The sequence below is a fragment of the Nocardia sp. NPDC005745 genome (assembly GCF_040630775.1).
In the GTDB taxonomy this organism is placed as follows: Bacteria; Actinomycetota; Actinomycetes; order Mycobacteriales; family Mycobacteriaceae; genus Nocardia.
The window spans coordinates 71,573-90,228 of record NZ_JBEXYF010000006.1; the positions used below are offsets into that span (position 1 = coordinate 71,573).

The following is an 18,656-nucleotide window of genomic DNA, read 5'->3' on the forward strand; positions in this document are numbered from 1 at the left end:
ACGTTGCCCACGAATCGACTTCTCAGCAGGGAAGCGCGCTCGGTCGGCGGGCCTGTGTCACCGGTTCGCTCCGCTCACGGCCGGACGGCTCGAAGTGAAGCTCCCAGCGCGCGACGCAGTCCGTCACGCCAGTGGGGGAGTGGCATGAGGCCGCAGTCGATCCACGACGATTTCGACAGAACGGCATTCCGCGGCCGGGCTGCGGCATCTCGGAATTCCGATGTGCGGCAGGGCCGCAACAGGTCCACATCGAGCCCCGCCGATTCGATGATCGCCCGAGCGAATCGGTATTTGGATGCGGCGCCGCCTCCGGTCGCGTGGAGCAGGCGCGGTGGATTCGGGTGCGCCACGAGGTCGAACAGTGCGGATACGAGATCATCGACGTAGGTTGGGGAGGCGATCTGGTCGGTGACGACCGCGACGTGCTCGCCCCGGGAGCATCTCCGCACGAGCGCGGCCGGGAAATCCCGATCGGTCCCCGAGTACAGCCACATGGTGCGGACGATCCGCGCCTCGGGCAACGCTGCTCGGGCGGCCTCCTCACCTGCCAACTTGGATCTTCCGTACACGCTCAAAGGACCAGTGGGCGACCAGGTTTCCCATGGACGCGACGCCGCCCCGTCGAAGACGTACGCGGTCGAGATGTGCAGCAGTCGCGCTTCCTTCTTCGCGCAGGCTCGGGCCAGTAGCCCCGGACCGACCGCGTTGACCGCGAACGCTTTGTCGGCTTCGGTCTCGGCGGCGTCTACGCTCGTGTACGCCGCGCAGTTGATTACCACATCGCCGGAGCCGATGGTGTCGTTCACCGCCGTTTCATCGGTGATGTCGAGTTCTTTCGATCCGAACCCGAGCACCTGTCGATCAGCGCGACGAAACGGGCTGGTCGCCTTCGTGATCGCGCTCCCGAGCAGTCCGTCGGCACCGGTGACCACCAGCCTGCTCACCGCTTGTCCTCGAAGGAGGTCCGCACGAGCCGGACCTGGGAGCGCCGGTAGCCGGAGACATACTCGCGGACCGAGGCGATCATGTAGTCGGTCATTTCGTCGGTTATGCCCGGGTACACCCCGACCCAAAAGGTGTTGTCGGCGACGTAGTCGCTGGCCGCCAGGCTTCCGGATATACGGCACTCGATGTTCGAGTACGCCGGATGGCGGAGGAGATTTCCGGCGAACAGGCCTCGGGTCGCTATTTTGCGGCTTTCGAGAAAGTTGACGATGTCGAGGCGGCCGAAGGGCGCGTCGGGCAGCACCGTGAGGGCAAATCCGAACCAGCTCGGATCGCTACCGGGGGTGGGTTCCGGCAGCCGGAGATGGTCGATCCCGTCCAAGCCTTCGCGAAGCCGACGCCAGTTGTGACGCCGACGGGCGCAGAAATCGTCCAGTCTGGCCAGCTGGGAGAGTCCGAGCGCAGCTTGGATATCTGTTGTCTTCAGATTGTATCCGATATGCGAATAGATGTACTTGTGGTCGTATCCGTAGGGAAGGTCGCCCAGCTGTTGGGTGAACCTCTTCCCGCATCTGTTGCTTTCGCCCGGCTCGCACCAGCAGTCGCGTCCCCAATCGCGCAGCGACTTCACGACGCGAGCTGTGGTCAGGTCGTTGGTCAGCACACATCCGCCCTCACCCGTCGTCAAATGGTGTGCCGGATAGAAGCTGACGGTGGCCAGATCACCGAAGGTTCCGGTAGGGCGGGACTGATATGTCGATCCGACCGCGTCGCAATTGTCTTCGATCAGGAACATGCCGCGCTCCGCGCACAACGCGGAGATTTCTGCCACCGGAAACGGGTTACCGAGCGTGTGCGCCAGTGCGACGGCACGGGTTCTAGGGCCGATCGCCGCTTCCACGGCTTCCGGTGTCGCGTTGTATGTAGTGGGATCGATATCCACGAAAACCGGTCTCATCCCGTTTTGCAGTATCGGGTTCACTGTCGTCGGGAAGCCGGCGGCAGCCGTGATGACCTCGTCTCCGGGGCGCAGCCGGGTATCACCGAACTCCGCGGCGGTTAACGCGCTGACCGCCAGCAGGTTCGCGGAAGATCCGGAGTTGGTGAGCCGCGCCTTGCGGAGTCCCATTTTTCGGGCGAATTCTTTTTCGAATCGATCTGCCAGGATTCCGGCCGCGATACGCATATCCAGTGCGGCCTCGAGGACTGCGGCCCTGTCGTCGTCGTCCAGGCAGGCGCCGGATGATTGGATCTCGGTGACGCCCGCGACGAAGTGGTGCTCGGTTTGCGAATTGTGGAATTGTCGGATTCTCGTGAGCAGATCTTCTCTATCGTTCACTGTATTTCTCCCGGTACGAGCCTGAAACAAGATCGCTGAGGTCGTCGGTGAATGCAGATTGTGGCGGCAGTGCCCACATATGCCGCTTGAGTGCTCGCGCGGCCTGCCGGTAGCCGGAGTCGTCGAGGATTCGCCGGCAGGCGATGAGAACATCCGAGGCGGTGACGGTCATGGGGTCGAGGTGGATGCCGGTGCCGAGGGCTTCGCAGCGTACTGCATTTCCGGGATGATCGGCGAAGAAGGGAAGTACCAGGTGCGGAACTCCGTAGGTTATCGTGTCGCGCATCGAGTTCAATCCACCGTGTGTGATGAACAGGTCCACGTTCGCCAATACGAGCGACTGGGGGACGTACGGCAGGACATGGATGTGTGCCGGTAGCGACCGGAATATATCCTGGTACAGCGACGGCAGTGAGACGACGGCGGTACACCGGAGCTCGGCCAGAGCCGCGAATACCTCCCTATAGATTTCGGCCATCCGATCCCGGAACCCCGGGGAGAAGGGGCCGATAGAGCCCAGCGAGAGGTAAACGATCGGCCTATCACCAGGCATCGACGTGAACACGTCCGGGAGCAGTTGATCATTGCGTCGTACCGGTGGTTCGTGCCGGTAGCGGACCAATGGTGTGCCGAGGTCGGCGTTATTGAATTCTTTCGGCGTCAGGGAGACCGTGAGATGCCGGAGTATGCCCGGTGCCGCCGGTTCTTCCGGAAGCCCGAGTTTGGCCCGCTGAGTGGTCAAAGCGGGCCGGATCAGGTCTTCGTGGAGGTCTCGCACAAGCTGCAGCGGGCCGATATCCACCGTGACGTGGGGTATTCCGAGCACCTCCGCGGCGAGGTAACCGCCGAATTCCGAGCACTCGTGCAGGACGACATCGGGCCGCCACCGGTCGGACAGATCCAGTACGTCTTCCGCGACGCGCAGGGCGATCCGGTCACCGAGGAACTCCGTCATGTACATCCGGTCGAACGCGGCTACGTCCCGGTCGAGCAGAAGTCCGAAAATCGTTGCGTCGAACTGGCGGTCGGCCCATCGTATTCCCACGTCCACGGTCTCGACGCCGTAGTTGCCGTGCAGCCAGGCGCCCCACTTCTCGGGTGCCGCGACGCGGACATCGTGGCCATGTCTGCTCAGCGCGTCGGCCAGTGTGACCAGTCCACGGAAGTGGGATTCGAACTGGTTGACGGTCACCAGCACGCGCATGCGATCTGCCCGCGAAAAAGCCATGTCCGCAGCGTGACACATTGGGGCACAATGCCGTACGCGTTTCCGGGCAACTGGACCTGCGACGGTTTCGGCTCGGGCGGGTCGAGTGAATCGCCCGGTGGCAGCCGGGCTGTCACAGTGCGTCTCGGCGCTTCCGCGATCCGGTGCCACGGGCTGGGGCGAGCACGGAAGCGCGGCGCGTCGAATCAGCCGAGCGGCGCGTGCGCGGCCCGGCACCCATCGGTGATTTCGTCAGAACTTGCCGGTGTGGTGTTCGATTCGGTGCCCGAGTCGGGTGGCGAATTCGGTGATGAAGTCCTCGGTCAGGGGCGGCCAACCCCAGAAATCGAAGGCCAGGGCGCCCAGGGCGAAGCCGTCTGCCCATTGCCAGGTGGTGATGGGGCTCGGTGTGACGCAGGAGGGGCAGATTGCCGAGCCGGTGCCTGTTCGTTTCCAGGTGTCGATCGCGACCGAGAACGGCTGCCATACGGCGGGATCGGCTTCCCATTGTTGCGGGTAGTCGATGATCACGGTGGTGGCCTGGCAGCGTGGGCATACCGCGGAGGCCGGTTCGACGGCGCCCTGGCCGGGATAGTGGTCGTGGCGGCCGGCGATGACGGCAACGGGGCCGGGGATCCAGTCGGCGCCCCATTCCTGGGTGATCTGTGGCCAGTCGGGGCCTGGCAGATAGCCTTCGTCGGCGTGGAGGCTGTACATCGCGTCACGCGAAGTCTCCCGAAGTAGCCATCGCCGCGACACCATCCAGTCCACCATGCTTTCGGCCAGCGTGCTCGCGTCGGCCGAGGTCACATCGAGGTCGACGATACGTTCGAAATAGTCACCCACACCCGCATCCTGCCACGAGGACCGATGGCCGTACCCGGTCTGCCGGACGCCGAGTGGCCTGCCTCTGGTCGGCGCATATGTATTCCACATGGCGGGGGAACGGATCATCGCCAGGTACCGTTGGGCGGTGAACCCAGCTGATACGCGAAGCCTCAAAGACGGCGATCTCGAGACTCGCGGAGCAAATCTGCGGCGGCTGCTCGCGCGCGCTGCCGACGGGGACACATCCGCCGAGGAAGCACTGCGCGCGCTCGTCCGCGACTATCCCGACTACCACCGGTCGCTGTACAGCCGGGCGTTGAACCAGGTGGCGGTCTTCGGCGACGACACCCTGAAGGCACCCCTGCTCGCGTCACTCGCCGACACTCGGTACAACTGCCAGGCATGGGCGGCGATGGGCTGCGCGGCGCTCGGCTTCCGCGATGCGATTCCCGGCTTGATCGCGATGTTGGACCATTCGCAGGAGATGGCTCGCGAGCAAGCGGTGATCGCTCTGGGCACCCTCGGCGACGAATCGGTCGTCCCGGCGCTCACGCCCGTGCTGCGGGACCCGATCGGAGGAATGCGCGAACGTGCCGCCGATGCCCTCGGCATGATCGGCGGTGATGCGGCCTTGGCCGCACTGTGGGATGAATTCGAGAACCGTCGGTACTTCCGCATCGGCTATATCGCCAGCGCGCTGTCCAAGTTTGCCCCGGATGTCATTCCGAGGCTGTGCGCGGCGGCCGGCAGTGACGACCCGGACCAGCGATATTGGGCGGCTGTCGCGCTCGGTTCGACCGGCGATGATCGTGCCGTGCCGACGCTGGAACGGCTGATGGCCCATGACCGGGGTTCCACAGTCTTCGATGGCATGGTGAGCGTCGCAGCGAAGAAGGGCCTTCGCACGCTACGACGAATCCAAGCCGCAATCGCAGCCCGAGAATCCTGAAAGGCCAACGGACCGATCGCCGCCAACCCGACGGGCGATCGGTCCGAGAACGCACGACCGGCGATCGGTGGGTGTGCCACCGATCGCCGGTCGTGCTCATGAATTCGTCACCGCGAGAGCGAGTTACGCAGATCGGTGATGGTGGCGCGGCGCTCGTAGGCGATCCAAGCGAAGATCGCGGCAAGCACCAGTGGGAAGATCCCCATCAGCGGCTTGTCGGCGATGAAGGCCTGCGTCCCGGCGGCGAGCACCGTGAGAACGGACAGACCCGCGGCGGCCAGGGCACTGAGCCGTGGCACCATCAGGCCGATACCACCGGCGACCTCCGCAACTCCGATGAAGATGAGCAGCGCGAGGGGGATGGTGAGATTCTCGGGGGCGTTCTCGGTCAGGGTGTTCGGAATGACAAGCTTCGGCCCGCCGGAAGCGATGATGAAGAACAGGCCGAGCAGGATCTGCAGGGTCCACAGGACGCGGTTGCGGACCTTGCTGGGACGACCGGTGACGTCGTTGGAGAACTCTGCGGTGGGGTTGGCGGTGGTCATTTCTGGTCCTTCTGGTCGGTCGCGCCGGGTTGGTAGCGCGTTCAACGGATAGGACGGAGCACCGTCCGAGAATTCATCGCTGTCGGCGAAAATTTCTCGAACCTCTGCCGTAACGGCTCAGCGTCTTAAGAAGGCGGCCCCGACCGCTCGGTACCGCCGATGGCCGGTACCGCCGCGGTCGGGGCGTTTGTGCATCTGCCAACCAACCGCCATCGAGGAGGGCCGGGACCTGTCCTCGATGAGCGGTGTCGGGCCGACAGTTCCTATCGTCTGCTGCCGGCCTGACGGCCCGGCCTCACTTCAGGTGCCGGGTGAAGAACCGGTTCGCGTCGTCTCCTTCGAACGCCGGAACGCCGGTGTGCCCGCCCATGTTGGCGTGCAGCGTCTTCTCCTTGGAGCCGAAGGCGTCGAACAGGTCCAGGGCCATCTGCCGGTCGTTTCCTTCGTCGTCCCATTGCAGCAGGACTTGCAGCGGAATGGTGACCCGCCGGGCTTCCTCGAACATGCTGCGGGGCACGTAACTCCCGGCGAACAGAAGGGCGGCCGAGATGCGCGGCTCGACCACCGCCAGCCGGACGCCGATGGAGATCACCCCTCCGGAGTACCCCACCGGGCCGCCGATCTCGGGCAGTGAAAGAAGGGCGTCCAGGGCGGCCCGCCATTCCGGGACCGCCTTTTCGACCAGCGGGAGGACGAGCCGGTCGACGATCTCGTCGTCGACCGGCTCGCCGGCCGTCACCGCCCGGCGCAGGTCGGCGCGGGCCTGTTCGGCGGCGGCCGAACGGGGCCGGTCACCGCTGCCGGGGAGTTCGATGGTGGCCGCGGCGAAGCCCTCCGCCACGGAGTGCCGAGCCCGGCCCACCAGTCGGGGGTACATCTGGCGTAGTCCGCCGGGGTGTCCGATCAGGATCAGGGGAGCCGGTGTGGATGCGGATCCGGGCGTCCACAGGATGCCGGGGATCTCGCCGAGGGTGAATTCGCGTTCGAGGACGCCGTCGTCGAAGCGCTGTTCGGAAGTGAATTGCATGGTCGTGCCTTTCGGGAGTGCTCTCGAGCGGCGCTCCCGGACGACCTATCGCCCGACCGTGACCCCAGAGGGGAGCACCCATGTAGATACTGCGTTCACGGGTACCACCTCCTCGTTCTCTGGCACGGCTTCCGGAAAGGTAGCAGTTGGTCGCCGAGTGCCGCTAGCGAATTCCAGGTGTCGCCGGGTGGGGGCCGACGCAGCCGAGGATGAAACAACCCGCCGGCCAATTCGCGAACGGCGCGGACATGGGCTTGCCCAAGCAGGACAGGGGGTTGCATCCCGGGTAGGCCATCGGCCCGATACCGAGTGCGGCCAGAGTCGCGTCCGGATTCGAGATCATCGGATCGGACAGCTGGACATCCGATTGCTGTTCGTACGGTGCCGCGGCGGGTATGCGGGGTTCCATGAAGGCGGCGCCGACCGCACGCAGGACGTCGTGCGGGAAGCTCAACGCGCTTCCCGGAACCGTGACACCGGTCCAACTGACCATCAATCCGAGGCTCGGCACGATGAAATTGTCCTGGCGCATCATTCCCGACATCTGCATCGCATCCGGCGGCAGACCGGGAAAGTAGTTCGCGCAGTCCGGCCCGTTCACCACGAACAGGAAGCCGTAGCAGGGGTTCGTCGGCGTGGGTCGGCCGGCCTGCGCGAGATAATCCGCCGAGATGATCCGGTGACCGTCCCACTGGCCGCGATTGGTTAGCAGCAGACCCAGCTTGGCGAAATCGTCTGGTGGCAGCAACAGATGCGCGTAACCGTAGGTGTTTCCACTGCGGTCCCGCCCCCAGAAGTAGTCGGTCGGCGGAATACCCAACGGATCGAATAGTTTTCGCTGGGTGTACGCCTGGAAGTCCTCATCGACCGCACGCTGGATGACGTACACGAGCAGATCGACAGCGCGCTGGCTGTAGCGCCACTCGATGCCTTGCTGTTGATCGATCGGCATCGCCAGCGCCTGCGCGACCACATTCGGGTCGATCTGCGCCAATCCGGTGATGCCCTCGGAGGCCACCGCCACCTGCATGCCGCTGGCTTCGATGAGCAGATTCCGCACGGTGATCGCGCGATGTGCGGCATCGCCGAGTTCGGGCGGCAGATAGGCGCCGATCGGGTCATCGAGCCGCAGCCGCTGCTCGTCGACCGCGATCCCGGCCACCATCGAAACCACGCTCTTGGTGCTGCTCCAGAGATTCCACGGCACACCGGCGGCCCGCGCGTGGTTGGGGCCGGTCGCGATCAGGCAATTGTTCCGGAAGATCTGCAGCGTCGTGCGCGTCGAATCCGCCGCGAGCGCCACCGCCCGACGCAGCGCCGCCGAGTCGAGTCCGACCTCCTCCGGCGTGGCCGTTTCGGGTACTCGTCCACTGCTGACCGCGCAATGTTTCAGCCCGTCCGGCTCGGCATTCGCCAGCACAGGTGCACCCATCCAGAGCATCGACGCGGCCACCGTAATGGCAGCCACCGCAATGCTTCTCATACCTCGACCCACGCCGGCCTCCGCTCTCGACGAACTCCACCTGGCTCATCGCGCCGACCTGACAGCCGGTTACTTCCTCGGGCGCCCCCACTTGTAGGGGCGAACCTGCACCGTCTTCGCAGCTGCCTGCTCAGAGCGACGTGGAGGTCCGTTGCGATAGCAGCTTCGAAACCGTGACGGCACACCCAGCACGCGTTCGCGGTGCCGAGCGAAGACCGCGACCGAAACGGTGCGCGACCGCGCAGTACTGTGAAACGTTCACCTGCGGCGACGGGTGTGCGGCTGGACGAGAGAACTGACTACACACATGAGCGACGAGCAACAAATCCTCACCCCCGGCGACACCTGCTGGCAGATCGCGCGGGCCGATCGGCTGGCGTGCATTGTCGATGCGGCGGACTATTTCCGCCATGCCAAGTCCGCGATGTTGCAGGCCCGCAAGCGCATCGTGCTGATCGGCTGGGACTTCGACACCCGAATCAAGTTCGAACCGGGGGAGAAGACCCTCGAAGGGCCCGATCGGCTGGGTAAATTCTTGTCCTGGCTGCCGAAACAGCGACCGGATCTCGACATCTACCTGCTGAAATGGAATGTCGGTGCGTTCGCGGCGATCAGCCGCGGGATGACACCGATCTTCGTCGTCAATTGGATAACCGATCGGCGGTTGCACCTCGAGATGGATGGCGCGCACCCGATCGGTTCGGCACACCATCAGAAGATCGTGGTGATCGACGACGCCCTCGCGTTCTGCGGTGGTATCGACATGACCGTCGATCGCTGGGACACCAGCGACCATCGGGACGACAACCACTACCGTACCGAGCCCAACGGCCGCCGGTACGGACCATGGCACGACGCGACCACCGCCGTCGACGGCGATGCGGCGAAGGCGATCGGCGAATTGGCCCGGGCCCGGTGGAAGGCGGCGACGGGACAGCAATTGGCCGCGGTCGACGAGATCGCCGGTGACACGCCGTGGCCGGAGGGACTGGAGCCGACGATGCGGTCGGTGGATGTGGGTATCGCGCGGACCTTCCCCGAACTCGCCGACCGCGCCGAAGTCCGGGAGATCGAGGCGTTGTATCTGGCGGCGATCGCGGGCGCCAGGCGGTCGCTGTACATCGAAAGTCAGTACCTGGCGTCGCGCACTCTCGCCGAGGCGATCGCCGCTCGGCTGCGTGAGCCGAACGGTCCGGAGATCGTGCTGGTGCTGCCGCGTCACGCCGACGGCTGGCTCGAGCAACAGGCGATGGATGGGGCGCGTCGCCGCTTACTGCAGCTGTTGTGGAAGGCCGATACCGAGAACCGGTTCGGCGTCTACTATCCCGTCACCGAGGCCGGCGCGCCGATCTACGTCCACGCCAAGGTATTGGTGATGGACGATCGGCTGCTGCGGGTGGGATCGTCGAACCTCAACAACCGTTCGATGGGCTTCGACACCGAATGCGATCTGGCCGTCGAGGTCACCCCCGCCACCGTGGACGGTGACCTGCTGCGCGAAACCATCCTCGGTATCCGCCGCCAGCTGATCTGCGAACATCTCGATGCCGAACCCGCGAAGTTCGACGCCGCACTCGCCGAGACGTCGTCTCTTCTGCGCACCGTCGAGAGGTTGCGCGGCAACGGCCGGACCCTGGTGCGGTTCGAGCCGGAGACCGTCGAGGACGAGGACAGCCCGCTCGCGGAGAACGAACTGATGGATCCCGAACGCACGCCACCGAGCCTGCGTGACAACCTGTTGCTGATCCGGGGTATCCGCAGGCTGAAGACAGCGGTGGCGGTGCGCTGATCTACGTGGTGGAGAGGGCGTGGGCTCACAGGGCGTTCGTCGGCCCTTCTTTCCCACTGTTCTCTGGCGCTCTACCGGCAAGGGAGGCGAGCAGTTGCGTGAGTGCGTGGCGATCGTCGGCGCATAGCCGGTCGGTGTAGGGGGCCAGGGCCGCGCGGATCTCTTCTTGTAGCCGTCCGGCGAGTTCGCTGCCCGTCGGAGTGATGAACACATCGACGACCCTGCGATCCTCCGGCGATTTGCCTCGTGCCACGAGACCTCGGCGCTCGGCCCGCTCGACGAGACCGGACATCGTGGACTTGTCCAGCCCCAGGAACGCCGCCAGATCGGTCATCCGCGGCCGGCGGTCGCGCAGAAAGCCGAGTAGCCGCAACTGCGTGAGGGACAGGTCGTGCTCCGAACCGATGCGGGTGAGCACGGCCATCACCCGGAAGGACGTCCGAACGAGGGCATCCTCGAGCGCATCGTCAGGTCTCATGCCGCAATCGTACTTGACATAGTTTGCATTACCAACCAAACTCGGATTAGTTGGTAATGCAAACAAAACGAGGAGTTGCCATGCACGCCGCCGTTGTCACCAGCTTCGACGCTCCACCCCGGTACAGCGAGTATCCCGCCCCGGTCGCCGAGGGGGAGAACGAGATGGTCGTAGACGTTCTCGCGGCCGGTTTACACCACCTGGTCAGGGCTCGGGCGAACGGTACGCACTACAGCGGCACCGGCAGGCTCCCGTTCGTTCCCGGCGTCGACGGCGTCGTGCGCGACCGGCACGGAAACCTCAGGTACGCGGTGCTGGACGACACTGACCTGGGCATGTTCGCCGAACAGACGCTGATCGATCCCCGTCGCAGCGTGGTACTACCAGGCGACGTCGACCCGGTGCACATCGCCGCCGCGATGAACCCGGCGATGTCGTCGTGGGTCGCCCTGCGCCGCCGCATCGCGTTCCAAAAGGGGCAGCGCGTCCTCGTCCTGGGTGCGACCGGCAGCGCCGGCCGCATGGCCGTGCAGATAGCGAAGCAATTCGGTGCCGCATACGTGATCGCCGCCGGACGCAACGCTTCCCGGCTCGCCGCGCTGCACGACCTCGGCGCGGACGAGACGGTGACGTTCGAGCAGACCGACCGCGCCGCCGAGGTCGACGTCGTCCTCGACTACGTGTGGGGAGAACCCTCCGCCCGTGCGATGACCGCGATGATCACCGCACGCCGCGACCGCTCCGCCCCGCTGGACTGGATTCAGATCGGATCCGTCGCCGGCCAGACGATCCCCCTCCACTCCGCGCTGCTGCGCGCATCCCGGCTACAGATCTGCGGCAGTGGGATCGGCTCGGTCTCCTCCCGCGACATCCTCGCGGAGCTTCCGGAACTCGCCGTCGCGGTGCACACCGGCGCGATCGACGTGCAGGCACGTCCTGTGCCTCTCGCCCAGATCGCCGAGACGTGGAGCGCGGAGACGGAGGACCGCATCGTCTTCGTCCCCTGACACGAGGGCCGCCAGTATCCACCGAGGCACGGAGAGTCCGCGCCGACAGCCACAAGCTTCGCCTCCGTAGTGGGCATAGAGGTGTCACCGGCCGGTATCCGGCGCTGGCACGGTGATGCCTCGGGAAGGTAGTCCCGAGGCATCACGCGGTCTCCGCTGTCACCGCTTTCAACCGACCGCATGTCCCAGTGGACAGCGATTGCCGCAAGGGGTGCATGGTCGGCGGCCGAGCTGCATGGTCGGCTCCATAGCCGGGTTGCTACTGGCGCAGATTGCGGTCGAACAGGGCCAGTAGTTCGCGGTAGTGCCGTTCGGCAGCTTCGAGGTCGTGGGCGGAGGTGTCGGCCTGGGTGTAGCCGTGTCGGGCCCCTTCGTAGACCTCGGTGCGGTGGCGGACGCCAGCGGCGGCGAGTGCCTTGTCGAACCGGCCGATGTGTTCGGGAGTCATGTGGTCATCCTCGCCGGCGTGGGCGAAATACAGCTCCGCGGTGATGTTTCCGACGACAAGGTGCGGACTGTCCGAGGTATCGGTGACGAGTGGGCCGCCATGGAACCCGGCCACCGCCGCAACCCGATCGGGGAACATGGCAGCGACCAACACCGCCAGCCGCGCCCCCATGCAGTAGCCGGTGACGCCGACCTTCCCCTCGGAGACATGCGGCGAAGCTGCCAGCCACTCGAGGTAAGCGCCGGCATCGGAACGCAGAAGCTCCGGTGTCAACTCGCGGATCATCGGGAAGACCTGCTGGAAGATCTCCGGCCGCTCCGCCGGGTCGATCAAGTCCGGCAATTCGACTACCGGTGCCGGACCGTGCCGGTAATAGGCGTTCGGAAGCAGGACGGTGTAGCCGTGGGCGGCAATACGATCAGCCAGCGTCCGCAGGCTGGGCCGCAGTCCGAAACCGTCCTGAATCACCAGTACGCCCGGATGGGCGGCACCATCGTCGGGATAAGCGACATATGCGTCGGCGACACCATCGGGTGTCTGCACCTCGACCGGCGCACCATGCGTTGCAGTCATCGTTGAGTCCTTCTGTCGTGGTTGATGTCTTGTGATCAACACGACGAAGGCGGAGCCCGCGCAATACCGCAGAAGCCTCGATCGACAAACCGGCCGACACCGGCTCGAGCGGCGTTCAGAGCAGCGCCGGGTAACCAATCCGTGTGTGGCGCATCGCCGTCCCGGTAGTCATCGCCTCACACCGTATCATCTTCGGTGCCTGACCCCTCGCCCGCACTTTTCTCGATTCGCCGGGGTTTGACCATGCGCCGGATGCCGGCGGCCGGAGCGTCGTCACCAGCTCGTTTCCGCCGCAGCGCGTCGAGATCGACGACATTCCCCTCAGGCTCGGCGCTGCCCGGATCATTCAGGGGGGCGGGGTGCCGTGTCGCGCCTGGGCCGACCGGCCACCACCCTGTCTCCCGCTGCAGTTCCGATCGCAGTACGGGCTTGGTCGGTGCAGGATCATAGACGGAGCCACCTTCCGAGCGCCAAGTCTTCTGGAGGCGCTCCCCGGCCTCTTCCGCCACGCGCCGCGGGCGACGCGGTAGCCGGGTGACGTTCGACGTGCCGTCTCCGGAGGTCTCCACAGCGCTGCTTCCTTCTTCCGACTTCCTGCGCGACAATTCCAGCTCGTCGAACCTCTTCCCGCCGGGCCCTGTCGGGGATTCCCGTCCCGGCACTTCTCGCTCCGACATCGAACTAGCAGCCGACGAGTGCCACTGGACCCGTCGGCGCCATGACCGCAGGTAGGCCGAGCTGATGTTTCCACTTATTGCTGATTGCGTCGCTCACGTCCATATTCTCCCTCAATAGGAAACCACTGAGGGGCCTCGGGCACGCCGGGTGGCCCTAACTCGGGGGAGGGGGAGGAGTGCAGGCTCCCGCAGGGGCCGTCCGGTTCAGCTTCGGGTGCCGAGCGTGCCGGTCCAGGTGGCCGTGTCGAGACCGGCACGCGCGGCCAGGGCGAACATGGCGGTGAGGTCGCTGTCGGTGCGTGGTCGGGGATCGTCCTCGGGGTAGTGCTGTGCCTTCAACCGCACCATCGTCTCGGCGAAGGATCGAAGCACGGTCTCGGTGACAGCGCCACGCTCGGCGTCATCGAGCAGTTGATCACACAGCTCCGGCATACCGGTGTCGGTGTTGTCGAACTCCAGCCGTTCGGCGATCTCGCCGACGGCGCCGGCCCGGGTCGTCAGAGCCGAGATGCCACAGTCGAGCCCGTCGTCGGCCAGATCGTCAGGGTAGGGGGCCCGGTTCCAGGCCCCCTCGTCGAACCAGTAGACACAGCCGACCATGTAGTCATCGATCAGGTCCTGCAGGTAGAGCCGAGGTAACCATTCCGGTGCTCCGGCCAGCAGGTCGATGGCAGGCTCGTACCACTTGACCCGGCTCGATTCGTCCTCTCCGACGAGCACGGCACGGCCGTCGCCGAACCACTTCAGCACCCACCAGGTACAGCCGCAGTCGTCCCAGTGCAGGCCGTCATCGTCGATCCAGTATCCCGAACGATGCTGCTGCGGCTCGCGCTCTTCGTCGCGATCGTAGGTAGCGACCGCTACGGCCGCCCACCGCGCCCACAGCAGCCGCGCATCCGGCAGATCCTCAGGACGCCCGGGCCGGTGTAGCTTCGCCAATGTCATTCTCCTGGTTCGTGTTCGATGTCGGCTTCGACGCCGGGATGAGGCATATCACGACGATCGGCGTCTACGCTTCACGGCCGGAGCGCTCATCGGGAAGGTTCCCGACGGTACCGCAAGGGGGCCGCTCGATCTGCGTCGGCGCTGCGGGTTCCTACCCTGACCACTCCTGGGCGAATTCGGCGCGCCTCCGGTGCGCGCTCGCTGCGGCGGACATAGGCTGCCGGCCCGCGCGCGTCCTCAGGTCGGGCTGATCGGCAGTCCGGGGCAGAGTTCGATGTACGGCTGGTTCGGTATGCGCACCCGATCACTCCAATTCCGAAAGCTCATATTGGAAGTGAGCTTGGCGCATAGCTTCTCGGGATCGCCTTGGTAGGCAGGCCATACTCGCACCATCGTGTCCCAGCTTCCGGAGGTGACCAGCGTCCCGTCCGGGCTGAACGCCACGCTGTCTATGTCGCCGATGTGGCCGATCATCGGCCTGCCGAGCAGTTGTCCGGACTCGGCGTCCCACAACCGCACCGTCTTGTCGCGGCTACCGGAGACTATTCGCTTACCGTCTGGGCTGAAGGCCACACTCTTCACGATGCTGTTGTGGCCGATCGTCGGTTGGCCGAGCGGTCGTGCGGACTCGACATCCCACGACCGCACCATACCGTCGTGGCCACCGGTGGCGAACCGCTTCCCGTCGGGACTGAATGCCATGCTGCCCACAGGGGCGCTGCCGCTGCCCGGCAGTTCTTCGATCTCGCGCCCGGACTCGACATCCCATAACCGCACGGTTCCGCCCCAGTCGGTCGCGACTCGCGTGCCGTCCGAGCTGAAGACCGCATTCGCCGTGCCGACCTCGTCTCCGATCGGCAGTTCCCGAATCCTCTTGCCGGACTCGGCATCCCAGAACAGCAACTTCTTGTCGGAAGCGGAGATGACGCGTTTACCGTCCGGAGTGAAAACCGCGTTCGGCACGGCGTTGTCGATGCCGGTGAGCGGCTCCCCGATCGGCCGCCCCGCGTCGACATCCCACAATCGCATCGTCTTGTCATAACTGACGGAGACGATTTTCCTACCGTCGGGACTGAAGACCACGTGTTCGACGGCAGCGGTATGGCCGATCAGCGGCTCTCCTCGCGGTTGCCCGGATTCAACATCCCACAGCCGTACTGTCCCGTCGTTGCTGCCCGAGGCGATACGTCTACCATCCGGATTGAAGGCCACACTCTTCACCATGTCGCTGTGGCCGGTCATCGGCTGCCCGATCAGATACCCCGCCCCGAGTTCCCATATCCGGACCGTTTTATCGAGGCTGCCGGAAACGATTCGCCTGCCATCCGGGCTGAACGCGATATTCATGACGCCTGCGGTGTGCCCGAGCAGAGGCTCCCCGATCATTCGCCCTGTCCCGGCATCCCACAAACGCATGATCCCGCTGTAGTCGCCGGTTACAACCCACCGCCCATCAGGACTGAACGCCAGACTCGACACATAGTCGGCATGACCGCTCAGCGGCCGCCCGATCGATCGGCCCGAGTCGACATCCCACAAGCGCGCCGTCCCATCGTCGCTCCCCGAAACGACGCGACGCCCATCCGGACTGAATGCCACGCTCTGCAGGGCGCTGGTGTGGCCGATCATCGGCTGTCCGATCGGCAGCCGGGACTCGGCGTCCCACAGCCGCACGGTCCTGTCGAGACTGCCGGAGACGACCCGACGCCCGTCCGGGCTGAACATCACGCTGGCTACCGCGTTGGTGTGGCCGGTCATCGGCTGCCCGATCGGTCGGCCGGACTCGGCGTCCCACAACCGCACCGTCCCGTCCTGACCGCCGGAGACGACCCGGCGCCCGTCCGGGCTGACGGCCACATCCCCCAAAATGCCGATATCGACATTCAGCGGCTGCCCGGTCGGTTGTCCGGATTCGACATCCCACAGTCGCATCGACCCGCCCATCTGGCCGGTAACGGCCCGGCGCCCGTCAGGGCTGAGCCGTTTGATTTGAACCCCGAGGGTACGTGCGGGGATCTGCCTCGGCTCCCCGACCAGTTCACCGGAATGGGCATCCCACGACCGCAATCGGAAATCGAGATCGCCGGTGACCACCCGGCGCCCATCAGGACTGAACACCACATCCCAGACTTCCGACCCGGTGTCGACGATTTTGGCTGTCAGTCGCCGCTCATAGAGCGCACCGACGATAGCGCCCGCGGTCTCGGGGCTCGGTGCCAGGGCGTTTGCCGCGAGAATTTGTTGAACAGCTCGAATATCACCACCGGACCGGCTCTGCTCGAACATGGCCTGCGCTTCCGCGATCAACTGTCGCCCGACCGCCTCGCGGGTGCGCGCCTCGGCCCGGATGCTCGCGGCCTCCGCCCGTTCAGTCGCGGTATCGGCTTGCCAGAACCCCGCTCCGGCCAATCCCGCGACCACGATGGCGACGACCAGCAACGCCGCCAGCGCTCGAGCCCGGCGACGCAATGCCGTGAGGCGATCTTGTTGCCGACGGCGGGACGCGAGGAGGAATTCACGGGCGGGCTGGAGGCGTCGCTGATAATCCGTTTTGGCCGAGAGCGTTTCGGCTTCGGCGAGCCGGGTCCCTTCCAGTAGCCACGACTGGTCACGACCGTTGCGATTCCAGCCTTCGACAGCACGTTCGAGGCGGTCGGCGGCCTTGAGGTCGTCGGCCTGCGCACGGAGCCATCCGGCCAACGAATCCCACTGCCGCAGGAAGCTTTCCAGTGCCACCTCGACGACCACCTCGCCGTCGCGGCGGTCCTTGACCAGCAACCGCTTGTCCACGAACCCGTCGATCAGCTCGTGCGCCTCCTCGGGGAGTTCGTCCCACCGAGCGATGCGACGCATCGGCTGATCGTTGTCGGGATCTATGGTCGCCAACGCGGGGATGAACGCCGAGCGCAACACCTCCAACTGCCGCTGTCGTATCCGCGGGTCGGTGGACAGTAGAGATTCGACCTCGGTGTGGACGACCCGGTCGATACCGCCCATCGCGTTGTAATTCTCGACAGTCAGCGTTCCGCTCGCGGCATAGTCGTCGTAGAGTCGCGACAGCGTCAGGGCCAGCAGCGGCAGGGTGTCGGCGCCGTGATCACCGTCGGCCAGGAGCCGATCCACCAAGTCCGGTTCGATGCGTAGTGCCGCACTGTCGTCGGCACGAGCCGCCGGCCCGGTGATGACCTCCTTGAACTGGGTCCGCGGCAACGGCTCGAGCGCGTCGAAGACGAATCGCGGCACCGTCTTCATCTGCACGGCATTCTGTAGCTGCTCATAGCGATCGGTACGGATGGTGACCGCCGCCTTCATCGACACGTGCTGTGTGCCCACCTCATCCGATACGGCGAGCAGCGTGCCCAGCAGCTTCAGGAATTGCTCGCCCTGCGCCCCGGCGTCGGCGACGAACAGCTCTTCGGCTTGATCGATGGGTAGCAACAACGTCGGCACGGGCGTATCGACGTCGTCGGACGGCCACCTGTCTCGCGCGGCGTGCTGCATCTGGACGAGCCACTCACGTGCGCGATCGACGTCGGGCAACGCGGATTTGATCTCCCCGAGTGTCGGAGTGGTCAACCCGAGGCGAGTTCGGGTGGCGTAGATGACCGCGGCCAGGCCGTGAGCACCGGTGAGCGCTCGACGTTCCGGCCGCATGATGTCCAGTACGAGAAAGTGCCGATCCTCCCGAGCCAGCCGCGGCAACAATCCCGCCCGCAGAAACGACGATTTACCCGTCCCCGACGCTCCCAGCACCACGAACATCGACTCGGCGCCGATCGACCGCATGCGCCGCAGATGTTCCAAACCCGCCATGACCTGCACCTCGCGTCCGAAATACACGGCGGCGTCCACGGCATCGAAGGGGCGCCAGCCCCGGTACGGCGACCGGTCCGGCTCGCCGGCGGGCGGCCACGGAAAGTTTTCGGCCCCGATCCCTGCGTCGCCCAGGCCGTCCAGCAATCTGCGCAAGCCTTCGGTGCGCATTCGCACCGGCTCGAGTTGTCCATCGACCCGGATCTCGGTGACCGGACCGTCGCCGAACAGGTCGCACCGTTGCCATTCACGGGTCGGATCCGTATCGGTGAACGGTTCGAGCCGGGCGCAGTAGATCCGCTTGCCGAGATTCACCGCCGTCAGGTACTCGGCCACGCATTCGGTCGAGGTGTGCCAATCCCGCGAGGTCAAGCAGATCACCGCTTCGCAGCGTGCCAATCCCCCGCGTAGGGCATCTCGCCAACGGACACCCTGAGCGATCCCGGATTTCTCGTCCAGATCCAAGAAGATGTTGCCCGCCAACGCGGGCCGTTGCTCGACCAGCCACCGCAACAGTGCGACAGCCTGCACACTGTTCCGACTCGAATGACTCAGGAACAGTCGCGTCATCACGCCCCCTTGATGGAGAGACCATCTCGCGCT

At 65.5% G+C, this 18,656-nt stretch carries 14 protein-coding genes; 3 read left to right on the plus strand and 11 right to left on the minus strand.

Translation table 11 applies throughout. The features are described 5' to 3' along the window. Window positions 1-74 precede the first annotated feature (74 nt). The 4 genes from rfbD to ABZ420_RS08600 form a co-directional block, all read right to left on the minus strand. Entirely contained in the window at window positions 75-944 is an 870-nt protein-coding gene (gene rfbD / locus ABZ420_RS08585; RefSeq protein ID WP_357118948.1) for a dTDP-4-dehydrorhamnose reductase, read from the minus strand. Further along, window positions 941-2,314: a lipopolysaccharide biosynthesis protein RfbH gene (gene rfbH, locus ABZ420_RS08590; RefSeq protein ID WP_357118951.1), complete on the minus strand. Its 1,374-nt coding sequence runs from the start codon at window positions 2,312-2,314 to the stop codon at window positions 941-943. Before rfbH ends, rfbD begins: the two co-directional genes overlap by 4 nt. Beyond that, a complete protein-coding gene (locus ABZ420_RS08595; RefSeq protein ID WP_357118954.1) occupies window positions 2,274-3,482 on the minus strand; it encodes a glycosyltransferase in 1,209 nt (402 codons plus the stop codon). The genes rfbH and ABZ420_RS08595 overlap by 41 nt, the downstream gene beginning before the upstream one ends. A 261-nt stretch (window positions 3,483-3,743) precedes the next feature. Next, the gene (locus tag ABZ420_RS08600; RefSeq protein WP_357118957.1) at window positions 3,744-4,337 is read right to left on the minus strand and encodes a hypothetical protein; all 594 of its coding nucleotides are present in this window, start codon (window positions 4,335-4,337) and stop codon (window positions 3,744-3,746) included. A 127-nt stretch (window positions 4,338-4,464) separates the two neighbouring features. On the opposite strand from ABZ420_RS08600, the gene ABZ420_RS08605 reads away from it, so the two are divergent. Then, window positions 4,465-5,268, plus strand: coding sequence for a HEAT repeat domain-containing protein (locus tag ABZ420_RS08605; protein ID WP_357118960.1), 804 nt, complete (start codon window positions 4,465-4,467; stop codon window positions 5,266-5,268). A 107-nt stretch (window positions 5,269-5,375) separates the two neighbouring features. Here ABZ420_RS08605 and ABZ420_RS08610 read toward each other — a convergent pair whose 3' ends face one another. From ABZ420_RS08610 to ABZ420_RS08620, 3 genes are all read right to left on the minus strand, one after another. After that, on the minus strand, window positions 5,376-5,813 hold the full coding sequence (locus ABZ420_RS08610; RefSeq protein ID WP_357118963.1) for a DoxX family protein: 438 nt from the start codon (window positions 5,811-5,813) through the stop codon (window positions 5,376-5,378). A 295-nt stretch (window positions 5,814-6,108) separates the two neighbouring features. Further along, window positions 6,109-6,840, minus strand: a complete 732-nt coding sequence (locus ABZ420_RS08615) for an alpha/beta hydrolase (protein WP_357118966.1) — start codon at window positions 6,838-6,840, stop codon at window positions 6,109-6,111. A 163-nt stretch (window positions 6,841-7,003) separates the two neighbouring features. Then, on the minus strand, window positions 7,004-8,308 hold the full coding sequence (locus tag ABZ420_RS08620) for a serine hydrolase (RefSeq protein WP_357118969.1): 1,305 nt from the start codon (window positions 8,306-8,308) through the stop codon (window positions 7,004-7,006). 322 nt (window positions 8,309-8,630) lie between these two features. Between ABZ420_RS08620 and ABZ420_RS08625 the strand changes: the two genes are divergently transcribed. Beyond that, complete coding sequence (locus ABZ420_RS08625) at window positions 8,631-10,112, plus strand: phospholipase D-like domain-containing protein (RefSeq protein ID WP_357118972.1); 1,482 nt, start codon at window positions 8,631-8,633, stop codon at window positions 10,110-10,112. Window positions 10,113-10,137: 25 nt separating this feature from the next. Here ABZ420_RS08625 and ABZ420_RS08630 read toward each other — a convergent pair whose 3' ends face one another. Further along, window positions 10,138-10,590: a MarR family transcriptional regulator gene (locus ABZ420_RS08630; RefSeq protein WP_357118975.1), complete on the minus strand. Its 453-nt coding sequence runs from the start codon at window positions 10,588-10,590 to the stop codon at window positions 10,138-10,140. An 80-nt stretch (window positions 10,591-10,670) separates the two neighbouring features. On the opposite strand from ABZ420_RS08630, the gene ABZ420_RS08635 reads away from it, so the two are divergent. Next, window positions 10,671-11,597, plus strand: coding sequence for a zinc-binding alcohol dehydrogenase family protein (locus tag ABZ420_RS08635; protein ID WP_357118978.1), 927 nt, complete (start codon window positions 10,671-10,673; stop codon window positions 11,595-11,597). Between the two features lie 259 nt (window positions 11,598-11,856). On the opposite strand, the gene ABZ420_RS08640 is transcribed toward ABZ420_RS08635, so the two are convergent. From ABZ420_RS08640 to ABZ420_RS08650, 3 genes are all read right to left on the minus strand, one after another. Beyond that, window positions 11,857-12,618, minus strand: coding sequence for a dienelactone hydrolase family protein (locus tag ABZ420_RS08640; protein ID WP_357118981.1), 762 nt, complete (start codon window positions 12,616-12,618; stop codon window positions 11,857-11,859). A gap of 881 nt (window positions 12,619-13,499) precedes the next feature. Then, window positions 13,500-14,234: a hypothetical protein gene (locus tag ABZ420_RS08645; RefSeq protein ID WP_357118984.1), complete on the minus strand. Its 735-nt coding sequence runs from the start codon at window positions 14,232-14,234 to the stop codon at window positions 13,500-13,502. Between the two features lie 243 nt (window positions 14,235-14,477). Next, a complete protein-coding gene (locus tag ABZ420_RS08650) occupies window positions 14,478-18,623 on the minus strand; it encodes a TIR domain-containing protein (RefSeq protein ID WP_357118987.1) in 4,146 nt (1,381 codons plus the stop codon). Between the last annotated feature and the right edge of the window lie 33 nt (window positions 18,624-18,656).

Coding starts and splice junctions, on each gene's coding strand:
- ABZ420_RS08610 (WP_357118963.1), bottom strand. CDS start 5,813: ATGACCACCGCCAACCCCACCGCAGAGTTCTCCAACGACGTCACCGGT.
- ABZ420_RS08615 (WP_357118966.1), bottom strand. CDS start 6,840: ATGCAATTCACTTCCGAACAGCGCTTCGACGACGGCGTCCTCGAACGC.
- ABZ420_RS08625 (WP_357118972.1), top strand. CDS start 8,631: ATGAGCGACGAGCAACAAATCCTCACCCCCGGCGACACCTGCTGGCAG.
- ABZ420_RS08630 (WP_357118975.1), bottom strand. CDS start 10,590: ATGAGACCTGACGATGCGCTCGAGGATGCCCTCGTTCGGACGTCCTTC.
- ABZ420_RS08635 (WP_357118978.1), top strand. CDS start 10,671: ATGCACGCCGCCGTTGTCACCAGCTTCGACGCTCCACCCCGGTACAGC.
- ABZ420_RS08640 (WP_357118981.1), bottom strand. CDS start 12,618: ATGACTGCAACGCATGGTGCGCCGGTCGAGGTGCAGACACCCGATGGT.
- ABZ420_RS08650 (WP_357118987.1), bottom strand. CDS start 18,623: ATGACGCGACTGTTCCTGAGTCATTCGAGTCGGAACAGTGTGCAGGCT.